Genomic DNA, 22,424 nt, shown 5'->3' with positions numbered 1-22,424 from the left:
AAACAACTATTTTTCATAAATCCATAGAAAGAATGGTAAATGCCAAACCGATATATCAAAAAGACATAAAACAGATATTAAGTGTGTAACTCAATAAAAAAATATGCCGAAATACATTTGAAAGGGAAATACAGCATCGAAATTATAGATTTACTTAAAAGCCCACAATTGGCAGAGGGAGATCAAATTTTGGCTGTACCAACATTGGTACGAAAATTTCCAGAACCTATCCGTAAAATAATAGGAGACCTCTCTAATGAGGAAAGAGTGCTTGTAGGACTTAATATTAAACCTATAATGGCGTAAAAATGGAATATTCATCTTATGGTTCAAACATAACCAAACATAAATTTACCCTTTTTGTTTCAGGTATGTCAGTAAAATCAGGGCATGCTATTGAAAATTTGCGAAGAATTTGCGACACACATCTCGCAGGTAATTACGTGGTAGAAATTATAGACATCAGCCGTGATAAAGAGCAGGCGCACATTCATCAAATTGTAGCAATCCCTACATTGATCAGAACAGATCCCGCTCCAAAAAGAATCATATTAGGTGATTTGTCAGATACAGAAAAGGTATTAAAAATACTCAATATAAGCTAATAATTTGAAGGGAAGCGATAAAAATATAGACTCATTACTAGCAGAAATTGCATCATTAAAGGAAGAACTTTTTGAAGCTAATAGCATTGTCAATGCTATAAAGCAAGGGGATGTTGATGCACTGGTAGTACATAATAACGGAGTCCCCCAGCTTTATTCGCTTGAAACTGCTGATTATACCTATAGATTACTAATTGAAAAATTCAGGCAGGGTGCGTTAAGCATTTCGCGTAACGGACTCATATTATACTGCAATGACTATTTTTCACAATTGATAGGATTACCCACAGAAATGATAATAGGAACTTATCTTAATGTCTATTTTGATAATCCAACACAATTTGTCCAGCTGATCGAAGCATTAAAATATGGTATTACCACCCATGAAATCATTTTTAAATCCAATAAAGATAAAAAGACTTTTCCTGCTTATATCGCTTTGACAAATCTTGAACCTGCTGTTGAGGCCATTGGAATTGTAATCACAGACTTAACCGAAAAGAAAAAACATGAAGAAGCCTTATTTAGCCATCATCAGGAACTAGAGGAAAAAATCAATGAATTACACAGGACAAACAATAATCTTAAGGAATTCATTCATGTCATCTCGCACGATCTTAAAGAACCCTTACGAAAAATTGTAATGCACAGCGACAGGATCGATGGAAATTATCTTTCAGAAATGGATGCTAAAGCTATGAATATCATGAAATTGTCTGCTCTTCGATTAAATTCTCTTGTAGATGATTTGGTCCAATATTCGTCACATACCGCACAGGGAGAACGTACAGAAGTTGATTTAGCCACTATAATTTCTGAAGTTATTGAGGATCTCGAAATTAGTATCACCGATAAAAAGGCCACTATCCAGATAGGCAAACTGCCTATAATACAAGCATCAAGAGTGCAAATGCGACAGCTTTTTGCCAATCTTATCACGAACGCTATTAAGTACAGCAAAGCAGGCACTCCCCCATTCATTCAAATTAATCAGACTGATAATATAAATGCCGAAATGCCAAATCAAAACAGTAAATTTGTAAAGATTCAGATCAAAGATAATGGTATCGGAATGGAGTCGGGTCATCTCCTTAAAATTTTTACTATTTTTCAGCGACTGCATGCCAAAAACGAATATTCCGGAAACGGTATCGGGCTTGCGATCTGTAAAAAAATAATGGAAAACCATTCCGGAAATATTACGGTCGAAAGTACGCTGAACGAAGGCACAACATTTAATCTTTACTTTCCAATCTTATAAAATGCCAGAGAAATATAACCTACATATTATTATCGCTGAAGATGACAATGATGACGCTGATGTAATCGTTGAAATCTTTACCAAAAATCCTAATTTCGGGAAAGTAAGCCTCGTGCCCAATGGCGAAGAACTTTTAAATTACCTGAAAGACGCTTCTACTGAAAATCCGGACGTCATACTGACCGATATCAATATGCCCATCCTAGATGGCATCGAAGCTTTGCAGGAAATACTGAACACCAATGAATTAAAAAACATTCCCTGTTTTGTCTATTCAACCAGCATCAATCCTTCCTATAAAGAAAAATGTGATGTGCTGGGTGTAAAAGCCTATCTTATCAAACCCTATTCTTTTGAGGCTTTCGAAGAAATTCCGAAGACCATTTTAAGTATTATTGAGGTGTAAAAAAAGCACTTTGCCATTTTTTAATACTTATTAAAAAAACGAGATTATTTCTATTGGAATATAATCTCGTTTTTTTATTAGAAGCTGATTCCTCCTGTCCGCTGTATCTTTTATGCCAAACCCTGCACAAAAGAATGCCGCTTCCATCAGGGCCTGGAGGTTTGAGTTTTGCGAAGGATATCTTATTTGATGCTTTAAGGTTTTCTTTATTCTTCTTAATTATTAAATAATCAATACTTTTAGCAATTGAATTATAAGATTATAAATTTATCGAAATCCTTAAAAACAGCTTAATATGAACATGGGGGAAATACTTATATATCAAAATCAGGAAGGAAATATTAAGCATGCAAATTAAATAACAAATCCCTACTTTCCTATAAGCTAAATTCCTTACAGACACGTAATTTTAAACTTATCTATTAATCTAAACAATATATAAGATGGAAAATTCAAATACGTATACCAGTGAAGAATTAGCAAAATGCCCTTATCACGCACAACAAAATCAGGCACAAAACAATGATGATCCGCGTGAAGATGCCAACACCGGAGATTGGGATGAAGAACGTGACGAGGCCGGTTATTCTTCACAAGATAAAACCTGCTAATCTAAAATGGCATAAATCAGTTACATAAAACCTCATCAAGAAGTGCCACCAGTTCATGAAAACTGCTGGGTTTGGTCATATACTGAAGAGTCTCAAATTGTTGTGTCAGCTGAGACATAACCTCTACAGAATGTGTCGACATCAGGATGATTGGTATATGCTGCAATCGCCTCTCATCTTTCATTTTCTGTATGAATTCTGCGCCATTTAAAGCGGGCATATTAAAATCCACAAATATAAAATCCGGCAGGCTTTCTGCAGTTTGTAATTCTTCAAACGCATGCAGGGCATTAGTAGCTACCCGGCTTGCAATTCCTCTTTCAAGTGACTCAATAGCTTCAATAAATATTTCAGCATCATCAGTATCATCATCAATCAATAATATATTTTTGTATAACATGGTGGTATTTATTTATCTGCCAATATCATAACCAGCAGTAATAATATGTACGCATCTTTTCACTAAAGTGGTTTAAAACTGGTACGGTAGGAATAAAAAAAACTGCATTACCAAAACAACAATACAGGTTTTTTAAAATTCAATCTTCGAAGTCTGTTTTTTTTTTAAATTATTCCTCGTCTTCTTCAGCAGCATCAAAGTTGATGGTGTTGTAAGCAGCTTCTGTTAACAAAGTATCGGCTTCCTTTTCCTCGTCCAGTGTTTTCTCTAATAGCAATACGGCATCGTCTTCACCCAATGTTACGGCAAAAGCAGCCAATGTACCATAAGTAGCTATTTCATAATGTTCTATTTTTTGAGATGCGGCAATAATTCCGGCATCACGAACAGGACCTTTCTCGGTTTCTTTCATAATGCTTTCGCCTTCCTTAATCAGGCCTTCCATGGCATCACATTTTTTGGCAACAGCCTTCTCTCCAATTAATTAAAACACTTTTTCAAGCCTTTCAGCCTGTTCCTCTGTTACGGCTAAGTGGTCGTTAATGGCTTTCACCAAATTTTCAGATGTAGCATTTTTTGCCATTTTTGGCAATGCTTTGATTAATGCTTTTTCTGCCCAGTAAATATCTTTAAGAGACTCCGTAAACAATTCCCTCAATCCTTCTGCTGCAGAAGTCTTCGCTTTTACAACCCCGGTTGGACCCGTTTTAGATTTTGTTGTTTTGTTTTTTGTTACGGCTGCTTTAGTTTTGGCTGTCGTAGTATTTTTTTCTGCGGTTTTCATAATAAATCATTTTAAGTATATTCAAATTTAACCCCGCATACTTAATTTAATTTTACAGAAATTTACTTAATGATTATACTATTCAAATATTAGAGCGTCAGTATTTTATGAAACAGGACATGAAGAAGTGAAAGTTTGTTTTATTAAACCGGTATTTTTTCCTCTGCAAAGCGTATCCTCCTGATCAGGCTGCATTTTCTGCTGCTCCAGTTTGACAGCTGCTTCATATTACAGACTGGTATAAATAGGAAAATGATCAGATCTGAAATTATGGAGCCCCGGTTTGTGCAAAAAGGATTGAGAAACAATCAGGCATAAAAAAAATTCATTAAAACAATTATCTTCTTCATAAAACAAATAGCCATTATTTTTTAAAATTAGAATTTAATTCCTTCATCCCTTCAAAAACAAGCCTGGTTACTGCTGTAGTACCTTTGGTTTGAAAAATGGGTAGTGTCTTTTTTGACCTTCTGATACTTTAAAAACAACAATTCCGGGAACACTCTGGTTTATTGCAGCACGAAGGCAACCTGCTCATGCTTAAAAACCAAATATAGATCGTATGAACCGGTTGTTTGGGAAATAGCGGCAGAAAATTTTTTATAATCGCTAATAAATATACTTAAACAAGCAGAAGGACATCAATATTTCCATGATAATTAAGTAAGTATTTGAAAAAATACTATAAAAACTAACGTAAGTCTTCTTCCTAATTTTGAAGAAAAGCCCGTAACCTTAAAAAAATTACAGCAATACATATAAACAAACTTTAAATATATTATCATGATAACAGATAACAATAGAAATTATAATCAGGACGAGACTATTTTTAACCCGAACAATCAAAACTATACTGACCACTATCAATACAAACAAATTGCAGAAGAAACTGGTGCACAACAGAAACAATTTTTAAACGAAGAAGAAATTTTTGCTGCAATTAAAGAACAGAATTATATGAATGATGAATTCTCAATTGCACTTGATGATTTTGAAAATGATTTTGAGGAGAATGAACCGGAAGAAGAAAATCCTAAAGAAGATGAAAAAGAAAATTACGATGAAGAAGAAATTGAAGAGCCTGAAACTTTTGCAGATGACGGGTATAAAATAGATTAAGGATGATAATTTTTTGCAGATCAAACTAAAACCACTATTGGCTTAAAATCCATAGATTGGGTTGGCAGACTGAAAGTCTGCAAGATTGCAACACTTATTTATTAGCCACAAATTTTCACAAATTAATTTGTGAAAATTTGTGGCTAATACTTTTTTAGAACTATTAGATACAATTGTTTCTGCAGTAGACCAGATTAATTACAATACCACATTGCTTTTTATTGCTATCCTCTCAAATTTATGCTCACACAGACTCAAGAGGTATCTGGTTTGATGCTCTGATAAGTACCTATTAATTATGCAACTATAATTTATTTTTTTGTAATAACTCTGATGTATTCCTAAGGTAAATTTGTAACATACAAACTTTAAAAGTAAAGTCATGGAAATTAAAAATAGCTAAGACATTTTAAAAGTAAAAATGCGTAACAAGTGCAAAGTATTAGACGATAAGACAGCCGAAAACTTCGGCAAATAACATGAAGAATCCCTTCCGGAAAAAAATAGCAAACTCAAAATAATAGCGTTATGGAAAAGCAAAACAACAACGAATATGGTCAAACAGACCCGGATTTCATTGATCAAAATACCCCGATTGATGGCAATCCTATTGAAAGCGATGATCAGCAACAAAAACTTAATACAGAAAATAAAACAGAATTTGGAGAGAGTGATCCGGATTATATAGATCAAAATACCATTGTTGATAATGATAATTATGCCAGGGACGAAGATCCATATCAATATCAGGAAGAATTTATTGAAGATCTAACGCATCCGGAAAACGATTTTGAAAGCAACCCCAATACCAAATCAGAAAACGATCAGGGTAAGGATGAAAGTGAACGTAAACATCATTTGATTTCCGATGAGAAAGAAAACAAAGATGATGAGAAAGAAAACAAAGATGGAGAGTAATTGAATTCATCCTGGTTTCAGATTTAAAGAGGCTGTCTATGTTTTTTAGACAGCCTTTAATTATAAATATCTACCTTGTTCTGACTTCAGTCCAACTGATTAACATTCTGAAATTATTATGCTGTTGCCACAGAAGGTTCTATAATCTTGTCCAGCGTAATTGGCAAATCCCTAACCCGCTTTCCGGTTGCATTAAAAACGGCATTTGCAATTGCCGCGGCCATACCAACCAAAGCCGTTTCGCCAAGATCTTTTGTTCCCATTGGATTGCTTACAGGGTCTTTTTTATTGACAAAAAACACTTCCTGTTTTTCAATATCGGCATTCACCGGAACATGATAATCGGCTAAGTTATTATTTATTGGACGGCCGAAGCGATGATCTATTTCCAAAGATTCCATCATTCCCATTCCGATTCCTCCAACAGCTCCGCCATACATCTGTCCGGCAAATGTTTTTTGGTTGATTACAGTTCCAATATCAGCGCAGGAAACTACATGGGCTAATCTTATCTTTCCAAGATTCGGATTTACCAAAACTTTTACAAAATGCACTGAAAAGGAATAAATAGAATATTTTTTAGCTTCATCAGTACCTTTCGAGACATTTTCAACTTCCGGATTTTCCAACTTATTGGCACTTAATAATGAAGTCAAAGCAACCGATCTGGAACTATCTTTTTTAGAAGAGATCAAATTGTTGGAAAAAGTTAAATCAGTAATCGGAATTCCTTTTAAAGTCGGGGTTTCAATTGCTAATCCAATTACTTTGCTTATCAACAGGTTACAAGCATCGTGAACAGCAGAACCTACAGAAGATGTTGTCGCTGATCCGCCCTGCGTTGGTCCTTTCGGCAGACCGCTTTTACCCATTTCGATAATCACGTTTTCAGCAGGTAATCCGGTAATTTCTGCTCCAATAGCCGTCATCATGGTGGCTGTTCCGGGTCCCATATCGTTAACGCTGCATTGCAATACCAAATTTCCATCGGCTAAAAATTTCGCTTTTACTGAAGTTGCATTTCTGTAACAGCCAAACGTCCCGGTTCCCATTCCGTAACCTACGAGCCATTCGCCTTCACGAACTGATCCGGGTTTATTTTTACGGTTTTCCCATCCAATGCGTTCCATTCCTCCTTCGTAACATTCTAAAAGATGTTTGCTGCTCCATGGTTTATTTTGTTCCTGATCTTTCTCTGCATAATTTAGTTTGCGAAATTCAATCGGATCCATATTTAATTCATACGCTAATTCATCCATTGCACTTTCTAAAGCAAAAGAACCTGTTGCCTCGCCCGGGCCACGCATCCAAATAGGTGTACAGGTATCAAGCGGCACAATACGGTATCGGGTTGAAACATTGGCACAATCATAAATAAATCGGGACATATTTACAGTTCCTTCCATAAAATCTTCATAGCTTGACGTCATTGCTACCGCTTCGTGCGTCAATCCTGTCAGTTTCCCCTCTTTGGTGGCACCTAATCCCATTTTCTGAATCGTATAAGGCCGGAAACCTACATTGGTAAACATTTGCTCCCTATGAAGCACTAATTTTACCGCTCTATTTAATTTTTTTGCTCCAATCAGGGCGGCAATTTCATAAGGCCAGGTATGCAGTCCCATTCCGAAAGCACCTCCTAAGTATTCAGAGTTAACTGAAACATCTGCTGGCGGAATTCCGAAAACCTCTCCAATACTTCTTCTGGTACCTTCCACACCCTGGCTTTTGGTAAAAACTATTGGTTTATTTCCTTCCCATCTGGCAATAATATTAGCCAGTTCCATCGGATTATGAACCTCCGTCGGAATGATATATTCTTCTTCTACTATAACTTCTGCATTTTTATATCCATCTGCAACACCGCGATGGTAATCATTTCCTTTATCAGTCTCAATTTTTTTCTCTTTGTCCTTTGCTTTCTGAAGATCTGTTATATGCTCTTCTTTGATATATTCGGCTTTGATTAAACCCGCGGCATATTGCATACGCTCAAAAGTATCTGCAATCACGAGGGCAATAGGCTGATCGTAATAAAGCACGGTATCATCCTTAAAAACCTGAAGCGGTTGTCCAAAATTACGTTTATCTTTTGCTTTCTGATATCCGGCAGGTTTATCTACATTTAAATGTGTAATTACGGCTAGTACACCGGGAGCCCATTCGGCTTTTTTCGTATCAATACTTTTAATCCGGCCTTTTGCAATTGTACTGCCCACTAAGCAAGCATAAGTTACGCCAGCCGTCTTATATTCGGCAGAATATGTCGCAGAACCTGTTACTTTAGCAAATCCGTCAACTCTGTTTATATTACTTGTCTTGCTCATAATTCGAATTATTTAGATGCTGCTATTGTTAATGCTTCGATGATAGCGTTTGGGCCAAGTGTCAATTTAAAATTATTGTCACCATAACCTCTTGCACCATGCATTGCTAAATCGGCTGCTTGTTTGAATATTGTTTCAGAAACGGTTTTACCTTTCAGAAATTCTTCTGCTTCGATAAGCCGCCAGGGTTTGTGGGCAACGCCGCCCATTGCCAGTCGCACGTCATTAATCGTGTTATTGTGTAACTCTAAAGCAACAGCCACAGAAATTACGGCAAAAGCATAGCTGCTTCTGTCCCTTACTTTTAGATAATGAACATTTTTAGTAAATTTATTATCCGGAATTTCTATTGAAGTGATGAGTTCTTTATTTCCCAACGTATTGTCTTTTTCAGGTGTATTGCCCGGAAGACGATGAAAATCCGTAAATTTAATTTGTCTTTTTCCTTTTGGACCTTCCACTAAAACAGTTGCGTCCAACGCTGAAAGTGCCACACACATATCGCTTGGATGAACGGCAATACAACTATCCGAAGCGCCAAAAATGGCATGCATTCTATTAGAACCTCCAATAGCACCACAGCCACTTTTAGGAACTCGTTTGTTGCACGGCATATCTGTATTATAAAAATACGGACAGCGAGTTCGCTGCAGTATATTTCCTCCTACTGTAGCCATGTGTCTGATCTGCTGTGAAGCACCAGCCGCTAAAGCTAATGACAGCAGTGGGTAATTTTCTTTTATGGATGGATCTTCGGCAACCTGACTGTTTTTTGCAAGTGCTCCAATTGATACTTTTCCTTTAAGAAACTCTATTTTTTTTAAGTCAATCCCTGTAATATCAACTAGTTTATCAGGCGCTACGACATTCTTCTTCATCAAATCGATAAGATTGGTGCCTCCTGCTATAAACATGGCAGAAGTTTCCTTATTAATACCAGATACCGCAGATGCTGAAGACAAAGCTTTAATTATTTGAAAATTTTTCATGACAGCTTCCCTCCTTCCTTCACCTCTGTTATGGCATCGACAATATTGTGATAAGCACCACATCGACAAATATTTCCGCTCATATATTCTCTGATTTCCTCCCTGCTGTTGGCATGTCCTTCTTTGATACAGGCTATTCCGGACATGATTTGTCCCGGTGTACAATATCCGCATTGAAAACCGTCATTTTTAATGAAAGCCTCCTGCATTGGGTGAAGTTTTTTTCCTTTTGAAAGTCCTTCGATTGTGGTTATCGCTGCATTTTGCTGCATAGAGGCGAGAGAAAGACAAGATAATATACGCGTACCGTTTACATGAACTGTACAGGCACCACATTGTCCGTGATCACAACCTTTTTTTGTTCCTGTTAACTGTAAATTTTCTCTCAGTAAATCAAGTAAGGTGGTTCTTGGCTCTACATTGAGATTATGTTTTGTGCCATTAACTTCAATCGATAGCGAAACAGTTTCAATATATTCAGCTATTTTCTCATTCCATTTCTTTTCTGAAGCCATCATCAGTGAAGGTGGTGCCAGAGCAAAAGCCGTTAAAAAACTGGATTTCTTTAAGAAGTTACGGCGAGACGAGTTTGAATCGTCTTCTGTTGCTTGATTGTCAATTTTGCTTTTGGCCATGCGTACTATTTTAAAATTAGTAAAAGTGACTATACGACTCTTAACAAATTTAATAATCCTGATTGACAATAAGTTATAAAATTTACACCAAGTCTGCTTTATTCTCATTTTTAAATTAAAAGCATACATCATTTCATTACAAATGGTATAAAAAACATATAGTAACAGTCGCAACCGAACATACAACCATCCTGAACACCTGCCAGTTTATAGGGTCGGTCGGGTTTGAAGTCACCTGCTTGCCCGTTAATTTTGATGGCATCTTAGATATTAATCTAATGAATTACCCCGAGGCAGAGCCATCGAGGTATCAATCGGAAGAGAGTATTTTTTTTAGTTTTATGAAAACCTTAGGTTTTCAAACTTTCCTCTATAACCCCGAGGCAAAGCCTCGAGGAATTCAACTGATTAAATGAATCAATTACAGATAAAACACTGATTGTCATTATCATGAACATCAATAATGAAACAGGTGTCATGTACGATATTGAATCAATGTCAGCTGTAACTCATGCTAAAAATTCTTTATTTATGTGTGATGCAACCCAGGCAGTCGGAAAGTTTTCTATTGGTGTAAAAAAAATTGGGAATTGATTTTTTAACATTTTCTGCACTTCGTTGTTTGTATTATAACGAATGGGTTTGTTTTGCTGTTGATTGATCGAGAGCAGGGCTTTTCTCAATGCATCTCCCTCCAGGGATCCTCCGGCTGATAGCACCGGTGAGAAAACCATCTTCGGTAACCAGCATTCGCGCTTTGGGCCGATGGTATGAAGAACCTTCAATCTTAAAAACGGTAGCTAAAGCAGTCTTTTTTCCTGATGCTTTTGCTACTGAATATACTTTTAGAATTTCGTTGACCTCTTTCATTATATACAATTTGCCTAAAGAGGTGTTTTTTTAAGATATTCGTCAAATGCTTTATTAGGGTCTGAAGTTGCATACTCATTTTGTGGCTCAGGAATCACATGAATTTTAGAATCCTTTAATGATACAATCGCAGAACAAACATAAATTCCTATTTTTCCCTCGTTGTATTTGAAATCCAATAATGTTAGCTTCACAACTTCATTGACAGAAAGCTCATAGTAATTTCCATGGCGAATTATTTTAAAGTAAATTTCCTTGGTATCAACTATTTCAAATTGATTGATTTGAAGATTCTCAAAAATAAAATTATTCTTTACATCTTTTTCATTGAATCCCCATGCCCTAAACTGAACATACCCATTTACAAAATCAACTGAAATGTAATATCCGGTTCCCTCTTCATCACACTCAATTACAAAACCTGTTTTTCCCATTCCTTCAACAGCCAGTGTTCCTTCCCAGACAAAATCTTTTGAAGGTTTCTCAAAGCAAAAAACTTCATAACCGCTTCGGCACCCAAAACGCCATTTATTTTCGTGTTCTAAAATAAAATTTGCAGAGGGATTTCCTAAAATGGGTTCCGGAACAGGCAGGTTTTTTTGAAGGATTGTTCTTTGATAGATTGTTGCCCAATGATGATATGTTTTTAATACAAGTCTGCCAGTGCTATCTATACCTAATTGCTTTGGGGGCGGAATCACTCGATGCGTATTCACATTACCTCCAATAAAATAAAAATTGTAAACCAGAAAATATTCTCCTTCCTTTACAATTCTTGCAGCATAATTACCTTGTGGCAGTAGCACATTATTATGAAAGGCATGGTATTCTCCTTTAAAATCCGGAGAAAACCAATAGCGGACTTTTATATCTTCCCGAATCGAACCTAACAAATAATGCATGCCATTTAATTCTATCACACATGGGCATTCAACATCATCATATACGTATGGAACATGCAAAGCCTTTTGAAACACAAAACCATCAGCTTCTCTTTTTGCTACACCAATACAGCCTCTTCTGTACGTAGGACCTATAGCACTTCGGGCACAAATCAGTAAATAATCTTCTCCTTCAAACCGATATTTATATGGATCCCTAAAACTGATCCATTCACGGGGATTATTGTCAGATCCTTCGTAGTAAGGAGCCTGGCTTTTTAAAGGAAGACCATATTTATTTTCTTTTGTCCAATGAATCAGATCAGGTGAAACTGCTCTTCCTATTTTTTGCATGATTCCTTTGTCCTTGCGTTTTAGGCCGGTATAGTACATTTCATACCCCTCTCCTTCAGAATTTTTGCTTACATGCATAGTCCACAGCATATCATCATCCCATTCACCGGGATCACCAACCCACAATGCATTTTTTACTCTTTTCCACGAAAGACCATCCCTTGATATGGCATGTGCAATGTAATCATGATTGGGAATAATCAAATGAAATAAATGATGTACCCCGTTTTCATCTATAAACACATCAACATCGCCTATTTCCCAACTACTAAAACCAGAACCTGAATACATATTATTTAATTATTTTATAATGTTTTAATCCTTCTAAAATACCTTCAGAAGCTGAACTTTTTGCTACAAAAATGCTTTTGGTTGTTTCATATTGTGCCAGTTCAACGCTTCGATTTCCAACAATAATTCCTTTTACAGCGCCCCTGAACATATCAATGTCATTTCCTGAATCACCTGCCGCAACTACATTAGATAATGGAATCGACCATTTACGGCATAAAAATTTAATAGCATTTCCTTTGGAAGCTCTTTTTGGAATAAAATCAAGAAACTGACCGTGACTCGGAATAATATTTATTTTATACCATCCTTTGCCTAAAGCCTCCACCAATTGTTCATAATTGTATTTTTCCTTATCATAATAATAGGAAATCTTAAACGGATTCTGTGCTTCATTTTCCTGCAATTTAATCCAGGGAATATTTTTTAACCGATTTTCAACATCATCCCTTTTCCATCGGCCTGATAAAAATGTTGCCCAACCCTTATCTAAAATATAGTCTTTTCCGTTCGTATAATAAATTTCAGTACCTACAGAACAAATAATAAAATCCGGTAAGGGAAATTGTTCCTCTTCAATCACTTTTTGCACTAAGGCAAGGTTTCTTCCGGTTGCTAAGGCAAATGCCATTTTATTAGTGCGGTTAACTAAATGTACTTTTAATTCATTCAATCCCGGATTATTTAATTTAGGCTCGATGAGTGTCCCGTCAATATCCGAAACAAATAAATTTTCAACCTTTCTTTTTAACCGTTCAATATTGATGTTGGGATAATGCTGGTTTTTGATACCGGCGCCTGAAGATAAAGATAAATTCTCATTAATCAATTCAATATATTGATTAACATGGTTTAACCAGCTATAATGTTTTTGAATATTAATGGCTCCATTATTTGAATAATAACGCCATTGGTTTTCATCTGTTAAGATATTTCGCAGTGCTTTTTTGATTTGATTCTCATCTTCCGGATTTACTAATTCGCCATTTTGACAAGTTGGAATAATTTCTGATGGCCCCCCATTTTTAGTAACAACTACTGGCAAACCGGAACTTGCTGATTCAATAACAGTTAATCCGAAATTTTCATGTAATGCCAAATTCACAAATACGCCTCTTTTTTCTGCTGCATAGCGATAAATAATTGAGACCTCGTTCTCTACATCATGTTTTTTAGGGATAGCCATTTTTCCGTACAAATCGTACTTATCCATTAATAACAATAAATCAGTTAAAACCTCCTTTTCAGATTCCGGCATTTTCGAAATATCTCTTCGGATCCCTGCAAAAATGACAAGATTGGCTATACTTTGCAGTTCTTTGTCCTTACCATACACTTCGATGAGGGTATGAAGGTTTTTATGACGGTCAGGCCTCGAAAGGGCTAAAATAAATGGCTTATGAGGATTTATTAAAAACTTAGAAATGGTTTCTGCGACCCAGTATTTTCGTTGCTCCTCTTCCATTTGTTTAGCTGAATCCTGTTCTATATGGTAATAAGGAACAAACTTCCTGGTATCAATTCCTGGCGAAATTGCATGGTATTTGCCTAAATCGAAATTTTTATAAACTTTATAGGTTTCAATCTCCTGTTCTGTAGAAGTGACAATAAATTCTGAGAGCTCTAATGTTTTTTCTTCAGCGGCAATTCTCTGTTTAAACTTAAACTTCTTTTCAAGTTCTTCCTCTGCCATTCCGCTTTCCCTTAATTTTTTCTTTTTGTAAAAACCTAATGAATGTCCTGTATGAGCAAAGGGAATATTGAGAATAACAGACAATTCTGCAGCCACATATCCTGCATCCCCATAATGAGAATGAATCCAGTTTGGAAAAATGTTATGAAACTTGATATGCTGAACTACACCATTCACAAACGTGTCCAGACCTTCCCATAATTGTTCTTTTGACTTGTATTTTTTCCCAAGAAAAGGTATTCTTCTTATATGAAATTTTTCATTTACTATTTCAACCGGTACTGAATACTCAGAAGAAAGATTTGGGTCATCTATTAATCGTGTAAATAAATCAACATGTTCTACATCTTTATGTTGTGATAGAAATTCAGCAAGCTCAAAAACATATTTGGTTTGTCCTCCGTTATCAGCATCTCTTCCAATTTCAAGACCTGAACCTTTTAGAAGTCCATGAATATTAATTATTGATATTCGTAATTTTGTCATCATGCTATTATTGTTTGATTTTTTAAGGTACAAAAAATTACCCGATTTAACTTTAATAATAGAAATTAGAGGGCTTTTTTAACATTCCTCAACTGGTAAATACTTACAGTTTGCTTTTTTAAAACTTTAACCAGTATACATAGAAAAACCTGAAATGATACTCATTACAGGTTTTTCTAATGCAAAATATTCTTTTTTTTCAGCCTCTATTTACTGCCTTTAGTACTTAATGAATCTGTCTTTCGGGAAGTATTATATTCTTTTGTGGACTTTTCTGAGGGACCAGAGTACGTCGCACCATCTTCAGGGCTTTCACCCGGGCCACTCCCTGTACCTGTACCTCCCTTGTCAGTTCCGGATGAACCTTTAGGATTTGTATTGGTGGTACTGAAACCGCTTATATCTGTAGTATCAGATACAGCAGTAGCTGTAGTATCATCAGCGGGAAATTCTTTCGTTTCAATCTCATCACTGTACCCATCTTGCTTGTTCTCTTTACAAGAAAACAAAAGTCCTGTTACCGCAAGAACAAATAGTATTTTTGATTTAATTGGTATTTTCATAATAATATTTCTTATTGTTTCTACTAATTCAAATTTAAAATTATGAATCGCTACTGCTCTTACATAATTATTATTTTATTTTATACATCTTCCTATTTAAAATATATGTGATTGGCAAAATTCTTTATATTATCGATTAAACTCTTTAGAAAAATGATAGCAGTCTATAATATGTGAATCTATTTTGAATAATTGATAATAAAATCCAGCAAACAATATCTAAATTCTCTCAAAAAAAAACAAACAAATTCTCCGTATTTGTTTAATATCTTTAACTTAGTGCGAACAAGCTTCAGAATTACTACTGTTTTCAGTGCTATAAATTATAACAACCTATGAAAAAGATTATTGATATTTTTAACCTGCACGAAGGAGAGGATAACAGGGAAAAAATAATAGAAAACGTAAAGAAAAACATTGAATTTAAAGGTGCCAATCTTTGGATACTCGCATGTGCCATATTGGTGGCTTCTGTAGGGCTTAATGTTAATTCAACTGCTGTTATTATAGGTGCTATGCTTATTTCTCCGTTGATGGGTCCTATAGTAGGCGCTGGTTTTGCACTTGGAATCTATGATTTTTTACTGCTTAAAAAATCACTCCGAAATCTACTCAATGCAACATTTGTCAGCCTGATTGTTTCTACCCTTTATTTCTATCTCAGCCCTTTTAAGGACGTACAGTCTGAATTGCTTGCCAGAACATCCCCAAATATTTACGATATCCTAATTGCTTTCTTTGGTGGTATAGTAGGAGTTATCGCAGTAACGCGTTCTGAAAAAGGAAATCCTATTCCCGGAGTTGCCATTGCAACAGCTTTAATGCCTCCTTTATGCACTGCCGGATACGGAATTGCAACAGCGCAATGGGCGTTCTTTTTTGGAGCTTTCTATCTTTACTGCATCAATTGTGTCTTTATTGGTATTGCCACTTTTTTGATTATTAAATATCTCAATTACCCTGCAGTAAAACAGGTAAATGACAAAATGCAAAGACGCGTAAAAGTTATTATTGCCGTGCTGATAAGCATAATGCTTATTCCAAGCAGCTATCTGGCCTATTCTTTATACAGGGAACAACAATTCAAAAAAAATGTAGAGCTTTTTATAGAAAATGAATTCACCTTTAGAGGTTATACTGTAGTTTATAAAAAAACAGATTTTAATCCAAAAAAGAAAAACCTGGAACTGGCATTTCTCTCTAAACGATTTGATTCTACAGAAATATCCAAGTTGAGAAAAAAAATCAACATGAATAAATACTTAAGAGGTACTACCCTGATTATTCGACAAGACAGTACGGATCGTTTCAATGCACTTAAAGGTGATATTTTAAACCAGATTAAGAGCAGCGAAAATGAGATGAACACCAAAGATATCAAGATCATGCAACTCGAAAAGGAACTGACCCAAAACAAATTTGATAATAAAAAACTGTTGAAGGAAACCAGAACATTGTTTCCTGCAATCACTTCATTATCAGTTGTAAAAAGCACGCTTGTTACCCAGAAAGACAGCTCCATTACTATCACTGCAGTTATTTATGACGATCATAATAATATAAGTGCAGCTGATAAAGATAAATTCAGAAACTGGCTAAATGAAAGACTGAATGTTAAAAATGTGGAATTATTTAAAAAACAATAACTTAACAAACTACCCTTGTATTTGCTTTTTTTTCTTACTGTACAAACTTAAAAGAAGAAAACCTGAAATTCCCGCAAGGGCAGAAGCTATAAGTATAGCAAACTTAGCTTCATTTTGATATTCAGGATTTCGGAACGACAACAAGGCAATAAAAATAGACATTGTAAAACCAATACCTCCCAAAAGGCCCAGCCCTAAAACGTGAGGCCAGGAAGTTTCAGCAGGAAGTTCTGCAATCTTTAATTTTACTGATAACCAAGACATTAAAAATATACCTAGTGGCTTTCCTAAAAACAATCCTAAAACAATCCCAAAACCAAGATTACTGATAAGTCCTTCAACCATACCTGATTCAAAAGTAATGTTTGTATTGGCGATCGCAAATATTGGCATGATGATAAAATTTACCGGTCTCGTTAGGGCATGTTCAAGCTTTTCAAGCGGAGATGCTGTATCGACTTCATTTGTAGGCAATGTTAAAGCAACCAGTACGCCGGCGATGGTAGCATGTATACCAGAATGGTGTATAAAATACCATATGAATATTCCAGGAACTAAATAGAAAAAAATATTTTTAACTCCACTGCGGTTAAAAACAATAAGTAAAAGAAATATGGCCCCGGCATAGCCAAGATATAAGAAATCAAGAGTTGATGAATAAAATATGGCAATGACCAAAATTGCGATCAGATCATCTACAATGGCCAAAGCTGCAAGAAATATTTTAAGTCCAGATGGAACTTTGTTTCCCAAAAGAGATAAAATTCCGAGCGCAAAAGCAATATCAGTAGCCATAGGTATGCCCCAGCCTTTTGCAGTAGCTTCATCCGTACTATTAAACAGGGCATATATTAGTGCTGGAACCAGCACACCTCCTAATGCTGCAAGAACAGGCAAAGATGCCTGACGTAATGAGGAAAGTTCTCCTTCAACTATTTCCCTCTTAATTTCCAGACCAACTAATAGAAAAAATACAGCCATCAGTCCGTCATTTATCCATAATAATATAGGATAACGTAAATGCACTGTATCAGTATTAAATCCAAATTCTACATTAAGGAGACTCTGGAAATCATCAGCCCAGGCTGAATTTGCAATCAAAAGAGATACTGCAACACAAATTAACAAAATAATTCCTCCGGCAGAAGAGGAATAAAAAAAACGGTTAAAAATCTTAAGGTTGATGAGTCTTGTCATAAATGCAAATTTATGATATCCAGTCTAAAAATACAAATTAACTTAACAACAAATAGTTTGTATCCTTACCTCGTTATTCTATTATGTTCAGTAAAAGCCGGTTAATAAATTTTGCATTGGAAAATATAGTCGAAAATAAATTATTTAATTATTTTTTGTTCATGAATAGTTTTCTACCCGTTTGCATAATCTTTTTACCTAAAGCGATACCGACCCTCATTCACTGTATTTTAATGCAATCTCAAAATTTGATTGCTTTTATTTAACTTAATTTTAATGAGATGATGATACGAAAAACCAATGTCAGAGGTATTAGGAAATCACAGCGAAATTGTGAAATAGTTTAAGAAAATAATATAACACTATAAATTTCAAACTGAATAACTTCGTAAAAAAATAACAAAAACGCTATGTACCCAAACCTGAGGATCTTAAAAGATATAGTGGACAATACGCCTTTGCCAATAGCAGTCTATACAGGAAATGAACTCAAAATAATGCTGGCCAACACTGCAATGATCCAGACATGGGGGAAAGGTGATAAGGTAATAGGAAAAAATTATTTGGAAGTTCTTCCCGAAATAAAAAACGAAGTTTTTTTTGAGCAGGCAGCCAACGTACTGAAAACCGGAATTCCTTTTCATGGTAAAAACAAAAAGGCAGATTTGGTAATCGATGGGATTATGAAATCACATTATTTCAACTACAGTTTCATTCCACTTTTTGACGAAGAGAAAAAAATATATGGCGTAATGAATACAGGTGTAGATGTAACGGAACTGTATAATGCTAACCAACAGGTGCAAAGTGCAGAAGAAAGGCTTCGAATTGCAATAGACTCATCAGGCATGGGAACATATGAAATAGATCTGGCAACAAAAGAAATAAAAACTTGTGGCAATTTTAACCACATATTGTCGATTGAAAGCCCAATGTCCAGAGATGAATTAATCACAAAACTGCATCCGGATGATTTGGCTGTTCGTGAAAAAGCCCATAAAGAAGCGGAAAGTTCAGGTCAAATATCTTATGAAGCCAGAATATTAAAAGGTGACGATTCTACAGGATGGGTTAAAATTAATGGTAAAATAATTCGTGATGAAAATGATGAACCAATAACCATTATAGGAACCATTCAGGACATCAATGAGCAAAGAGAATTTCAGGAAGAATTAAAAAAACAGGTTGCTGAGAATACAGAACAGCTTAGACGCTCTAATGATGATCTTTTGCATTTTGCCAATGTTGTAAGTCATGATCTGAGAGAGCCTGTTCGAAAAATTAAAATTTTCAACGGTCTTATCAGAAATGAAAAAGAGGCCGTTTTTAATGAAAACTCAATAAAATACCTCAATAAAATAGATCAGTCAACCCAAAGAATGCAGAATATTATTGAAGGGATTCTTGCCTATTCAACACTTGACAAAAATAAACAGCCAATTGAAGAGATTGATCTTAATGAAACTATAGAAAATATAAAAACAGATCTTGAACTTATTATAAAGGAAAAAAATGCCATTCTGGTTACATGTGAACTTCCTGTAATACAAGGAGCTCCAATTCTCATTAATCAGCTTTTTTATAACCTGATACAAAATGCACTAAAATTTTCAAAAGCTGATCAGCCTCCAAGAGTTATAATAACAACTTCATTGATTAATATTAATGGCACTGATTCTGTACAAATTACAATAAAAGATAACGGAATAGGGCTGGATGAAGCTTTCAAAGAAAGAATATTTAGCGCTTTTGAAAGACTTCATTCTAAAGATCAGTATGAAGGAAATGGACTAGGTCTTTCCCTTTGCAGAAAAATAGCCCAAAGACATAATGGCACAGTTACTGCAAAAGGCGAAAAAGATAATGGTGCTGAGTTTATAGTGACTCTTCCATTACAACAAACTGAGGATTCAATTTAAAAAACATTTAAATTCAAACGAAATATTCTCATTTTTTACTCATCTTTAACTTTAAAACTGTCACAGAATAAGCAGGCAAATTCAATTCTGCCTTCTCCCCTTTCAATTTATAAGTACTTTCCTTTGGACTTATTTTTTTAGGTTCAGCAAAAGTATTCTCGTCTTGTAAATTCGGACTGGCAAGTGAAATTACAGATCCTTTTGATGCTAACTTGCCTCCTTTTAAATCAACTGCAACTTCTTGTGTTTTTGCCGATGTATTGACCAATTTTACAATTACTTCTTTCGTGTTTATATCTTTCACGGCAGAGGCATACAGATCGTTTTGTCCTGTTAATGGCTTTCCTTCTTTTGTAATGTTCAATAAATCGGTTCCTTTATTGGTTGAGAACAACTTTTGGACATAATAATTCGCCGAACCATACGCTTCTAAATTGTTGAACCAAATCATATCCGGTGTCCATTGCCAGGCATCTTCGTGTGCCATTAACGGAGCATAAGAAGTCAGAGTAACCACTTCTGCATTTCTTTCTAATCCAGTTATAAACGCAGCTTCAGAAAAAGCACATTCCCAGTTATTTCTGTTGTTTGGGTTGGCACCCGAAACACTTTGTGCAGCATATTCTCCCGCAAATATCTTCGGTCCTTTTCTGTCGTAATTGTCATAACGGGTTGCATTTTCCCTAAACCATTTTGGGCTTTGATAATAGTGCTCATCTATAAGTTCTGCATTTAGTTTTTTAAGTTCAGCCATTCCAAAATCAAAATGTTCACCGTCCGGAGAAGGTCCGCTTCCGGAAACGATAATTATATCTGGATATTTTGCTTTTATTGCTTTTTCAAAAACCTTATATCTTTCAATATAATCCGGTCCCCATTGTTCATTCCCGACACCAATGTATTTTAGGTTGAATGGTTTTGGATGACCCATATCTGAACGAAGTATCCCCCAGGTAGTCTCCTCTGAACCATTAGCAAACTCAATTAAATCTAAAGCATCCTGAATATACGGATCTAATTCTTCGATTGGCGCCAATTCACCTGTGTTGTATTGGCAAGCCATTCCGCAGCTTAAAATAGGTAACGGAGTCGCTCCAATATCTTCTGAAAGTTGGAAATATTCGTAAAATCCTAATCCAAAACTTTGAAAATAATCCGGAGTCTGTTTATGGCTGAACTCCACATTCCAACGATTCATCATCGTTCTTCTGTCCTCAACATCCCCTACCGATTTTTTCCATTGATAACGGTCTGACAAAGTTCTTCCCTCTACAATACAACCGCCCGGAAAACGTAAAAATCCAGGTTTCATATCATATAAAAGCTGTACAAGATCTTTTCGTAAGCCATTTTTTCTATTCTTCCAGGTATCTTCCGGAAAAAGCGAAACCATATCTAAATCAATAGTTCCTGTTCCTTCAAAGGTTATTTTTAATTGTGCCTTTGCTTCAGTCTGAGTTGCTGTAAATTGTGCCGAATAGTATTCCCATTCATTTGATGTTGGAACAATACTGGTTTCGCCAATCACTTTTTTGTCTTTATCAATAAGCTGAATGATTATTTTTTTGATGGCTCTTTCATGATTCATTGCCTTTAAAGACAGATTGTATTTTGCCCCTTTTTTGACTCCCATTCCTCTAAATCCTTCATTGATAATTGCATACCCTTTGGGATCATTTATCAAAACTCTGCAAAAATTTTGATTGGTTTCACTTTCAGACATTTTAATAGTCGTAGCAACGCCCGATTGCATGTTCAGGGAACTTCTTTTAGTATAGGGCTGTTCCCATCCCATTAAAGGTTTCTCAAACTCAAAAGATCTGTTTTTAATCATCTCGGCATACAATCCTCCGTCAGCAGCAAAATTAATGTCTTCAAAAAACAAACCGAACATCGTGGGCTGAATTTTAGTAATGGTTTTGTTGATGTCAACTTCTAAAGTTGGTTTTTGGGTAAATCCGTAAAAACTATTGAACAGTAAACCGCCAATGATGATTTTTGTAATTATATTATTTTTCATTTGTGTAATGAGTTGATAATTTAGTTTTGCTAATTTATTTAAAGTTTTACAATATTTTAGATTTTACCAGTTAAAAAAAACAAGTCTTAATAAGACTGTAAAGGTTTGATTTTTAGATAATGCTACCTTCAAAGTATGTCATTCCGAGGAACGAGGACACGAGCGATAGCGAACTGGCGAAGCAATCTTCGCAAGTAGCTCCGCAACGGTTATCAGTCTTTGACGAGCTTCTAATGGAAATTCCTCGTTCGGAATGACATATCATTGTATTTGATTTTCAACAGATTAAAATCCGTTGCTACAATATAAGCCGTTCCTCCGGAACTTTTTCGAAAGAGCCTTAGGCTCGAAATGTATTGTAGGGAGGGATTTTAATCTCTTCAAAATGCGGATAATGTTAACAAAAGATGATTCAGTGCGTGAAGATTTGGTTTTATCATAGAAATCGG

Annotated in this window: 20 protein-coding genes and 1 pseudogene; 10 read left to right on the top strand and 11 right to left on the bottom strand. The window is 35.4% G+C overall.

Annotated features, from left to right (window positions below; all coding sequences use genetic code 11):
* Nucleotides 1-81 precede the first annotated feature (81 nt).
* From J2W48_RS17975 to J2W48_RS17955, 5 genes are all read left to right on the top strand, one after another.
* The gene (locus J2W48_RS17975; protein WP_310283082.1) at nucleotides 82-306 is read left to right on the top strand and encodes a circadian clock KaiB family protein; all 225 of its coding nucleotides are present in this window, start codon (nucleotides 82-84) and stop codon (nucleotides 304-306) included.
* 2 nt (nucleotides 307-308) lie between these two features.
* Nucleotides 309-605 carry a circadian clock KaiB family protein gene (locus tag J2W48_RS17970; protein ID WP_310283081.1) on the top strand — a complete coding sequence of 99 codons (297 nt, stop codon included), beginning with the start codon at nucleotides 309-311 and terminating at the stop codon, nucleotides 603-605.
* 4 nt (nucleotides 606-609) lie between these two features.
* On the top strand, nucleotides 610-1,866 hold the full coding sequence (locus J2W48_RS17965; RefSeq protein WP_310283080.1) for a sensor histidine kinase: 1,257 nt from the start codon (nucleotides 610-612) through the stop codon (nucleotides 1,864-1,866).
* Nucleotide 1,867: 1 nt separating this feature from the next.
* Nucleotides 1,868-2,272, top strand: a complete 405-nt coding sequence (locus J2W48_RS17960; protein WP_310283079.1) for a response regulator — start codon at nucleotides 1,868-1,870, stop codon at nucleotides 2,270-2,272.
* Between the two features lie 443 nt (nucleotides 2,273-2,715).
* Nucleotides 2,716-2,883, top strand: a complete 168-nt coding sequence (locus J2W48_RS17955; protein WP_310283078.1) for a hypothetical protein — start codon at nucleotides 2,716-2,718, stop codon at nucleotides 2,881-2,883.
* A gap of 16 nt (nucleotides 2,884-2,899) precedes the next feature.
* Here J2W48_RS17955 and J2W48_RS17950 read toward each other — a convergent pair whose 3' ends face one another.
* Nucleotides 2,900-3,283 (bottom strand): response regulator, encoded by a 384-nt coding sequence (locus J2W48_RS17950; protein WP_310283077.1) that lies wholly within the window; start codon nucleotides 3,281-3,283, stop codon nucleotides 2,900-2,902.
* A 169-nt stretch (nucleotides 3,284-3,452) separates the two neighbouring features.
* A pseudogene (locus J2W48_RS17945) lies at nucleotides 3,453-4,067 on the bottom strand (YciE/YciF ferroxidase family protein).
* A gap of 783 nt (nucleotides 4,068-4,850) precedes the next feature.
* Here J2W48_RS17945 and J2W48_RS17940 point away from each other — a divergent pair.
* Nucleotides 4,851-5,186, top strand: coding sequence for a hypothetical protein (locus J2W48_RS17940; RefSeq protein ID WP_310283076.1), 336 nt, complete (start codon nucleotides 4,851-4,853; stop codon nucleotides 5,184-5,186).
* A gap of 528 nt (nucleotides 5,187-5,714) precedes the next feature.
* Entirely contained in the window at nucleotides 5,715-6,104 is a 390-nt protein-coding gene (locus tag J2W48_RS17935) for a hypothetical protein (protein ID WP_310283075.1), read from the top strand.
* 116 nt (nucleotides 6,105-6,220) lie between these two features.
* Here J2W48_RS17935 and J2W48_RS17930 read toward each other — a convergent pair whose 3' ends face one another.
* The 3 genes from J2W48_RS17930 to J2W48_RS17920 are packed head-to-tail and all read right to left on the bottom strand — an operon-like array spanning nucleotide 6,221 to nucleotide 10,055.
* Nucleotides 6,221-8,431: a xanthine dehydrogenase family protein molybdopterin-binding subunit gene (locus tag J2W48_RS17930; protein WP_310283074.1), complete on the bottom strand. Its 2,211-nt coding sequence runs from the start codon at nucleotides 8,429-8,431 to the stop codon at nucleotides 6,221-6,223.
* 8 nt (nucleotides 8,432-8,439) lie between these two features.
* Nucleotides 8,440-9,420 carry an FAD binding domain-containing protein gene (locus tag J2W48_RS17925; protein ID WP_310283073.1) on the bottom strand — a complete coding sequence of 327 codons (981 nt, stop codon included), beginning with the start codon at nucleotides 9,418-9,420 and terminating at the stop codon, nucleotides 8,440-8,442.
* Nucleotides 9,417-10,055, bottom strand: a complete 639-nt coding sequence (locus J2W48_RS17920) for a (2Fe-2S)-binding protein (RefSeq protein WP_310283072.1) — start codon at nucleotides 10,053-10,055, stop codon at nucleotides 9,417-9,419. The genes J2W48_RS17925 and J2W48_RS17920 overlap by 4 nt, the downstream gene beginning before the upstream one ends.
* A gap of 450 nt (nucleotides 10,056-10,505) precedes the next feature.
* On the opposite strand from J2W48_RS17920, the gene J2W48_RS23145 reads away from it, so the two are divergent.
* Entirely contained in the window at nucleotides 10,506-10,649 is a 144-nt protein-coding gene (locus tag J2W48_RS23145; RefSeq protein WP_409025185.1) for an aminotransferase class V-fold PLP-dependent enzyme, read from the top strand.
* A gap of 33 nt (nucleotides 10,650-10,682) precedes the next feature.
* Here the strand turns inward: J2W48_RS23145 and J2W48_RS17915 are convergent, their stop codons facing one another.
* The 4 genes from J2W48_RS17915 to J2W48_RS17900 all read right to left on the bottom strand — a co-directional run bounded on the left by J2W48_RS17915 (nucleotide 10,683) and on the right by J2W48_RS17900 (nucleotide 15,193).
* On the bottom strand, nucleotides 10,683-10,925 hold the full coding sequence (locus J2W48_RS17915; RefSeq protein ID WP_310283071.1) for an XdhC family protein: 243 nt from the start codon (nucleotides 10,923-10,925) through the stop codon (nucleotides 10,683-10,685).
* A 14-nt stretch (nucleotides 10,926-10,939) separates the two neighbouring features.
* The gene (locus J2W48_RS17910) at nucleotides 10,940-12,451 is read right to left on the bottom strand and encodes a glycoside hydrolase family protein (RefSeq protein ID WP_310283070.1); all 1,512 of its coding nucleotides are present in this window, start codon (nucleotides 12,449-12,451) and stop codon (nucleotides 10,940-10,942) included.
* A 1-nt stretch (nucleotide 12,452) separates the two neighbouring features.
* On the bottom strand, nucleotides 12,453-14,633 hold the full coding sequence (locus J2W48_RS17905; protein ID WP_310283069.1) for an HAD-IIB family hydrolase: 2,181 nt from the start codon (nucleotides 14,631-14,633) through the stop codon (nucleotides 12,453-12,455).
* A 203-nt stretch (nucleotides 14,634-14,836) separates the two neighbouring features.
* Nucleotides 14,837-15,193, bottom strand: coding sequence for a hypothetical protein (locus tag J2W48_RS17900; RefSeq protein WP_310283068.1), 357 nt, complete (start codon nucleotides 15,191-15,193; stop codon nucleotides 14,837-14,839).
* A 335-nt stretch (nucleotides 15,194-15,528) separates the two neighbouring features.
* Here J2W48_RS17900 and J2W48_RS17895 point away from each other — a divergent pair, with 335 nt between their 5' ends.
* On the top strand, nucleotides 15,529-16,839 hold the full coding sequence (locus tag J2W48_RS17895; RefSeq protein WP_310283067.1) for a DUF389 domain-containing protein: 1,311 nt from the start codon (nucleotides 15,529-15,531) through the stop codon (nucleotides 16,837-16,839).
* A 9-nt stretch (nucleotides 16,840-16,848) separates the two neighbouring features.
* On the opposite strand, the gene nhaA is transcribed toward J2W48_RS17895, so the two are convergent.
* Nucleotides 16,849-18,036: a Na+/H+ antiporter NhaA gene (nhaA, locus tag J2W48_RS17890; protein ID WP_310283066.1), complete on the bottom strand. Its 1,188-nt coding sequence runs from the start codon at nucleotides 18,034-18,036 to the stop codon at nucleotides 16,849-16,851.
* Between the two features lie 410 nt (nucleotides 18,037-18,446).
* Between nhaA and J2W48_RS17885 the strand changes: the two genes are divergently transcribed.
* Nucleotides 18,447-19,955, top strand: a complete 1,509-nt coding sequence (locus tag J2W48_RS17885; protein ID WP_310283065.1) for a PAS domain-containing sensor histidine kinase — start codon at nucleotides 18,447-18,449, stop codon at nucleotides 19,953-19,955.
* Nucleotides 19,956-19,983: 28 nt separating this feature from the next.
* On the opposite strand, the gene J2W48_RS17880 is transcribed toward J2W48_RS17885, so the two are convergent.
* Nucleotides 19,984-21,975 carry an alpha-L-arabinofuranosidase C-terminal domain-containing protein gene (locus tag J2W48_RS17880; protein ID WP_310283064.1) on the bottom strand — a complete coding sequence of 664 codons (1,992 nt, stop codon included), beginning with the start codon at nucleotides 21,973-21,975 and terminating at the stop codon, nucleotides 19,984-19,986.
* Nucleotides 21,976-22,424: the final 449 nt, after the last annotated feature.

Source organism: Flavobacterium piscis, from assembly GCF_031457575.1.
Taxonomy (GTDB): domain Bacteria; phylum Bacteroidota; class Bacteroidia; order Flavobacteriales; family Flavobacteriaceae; genus Flavobacterium; species Flavobacterium piscis_A.
Note: the sequence above shows the minus strand (reverse complement) of the source record. Positions and strands in the feature narration are given on the sequence as shown.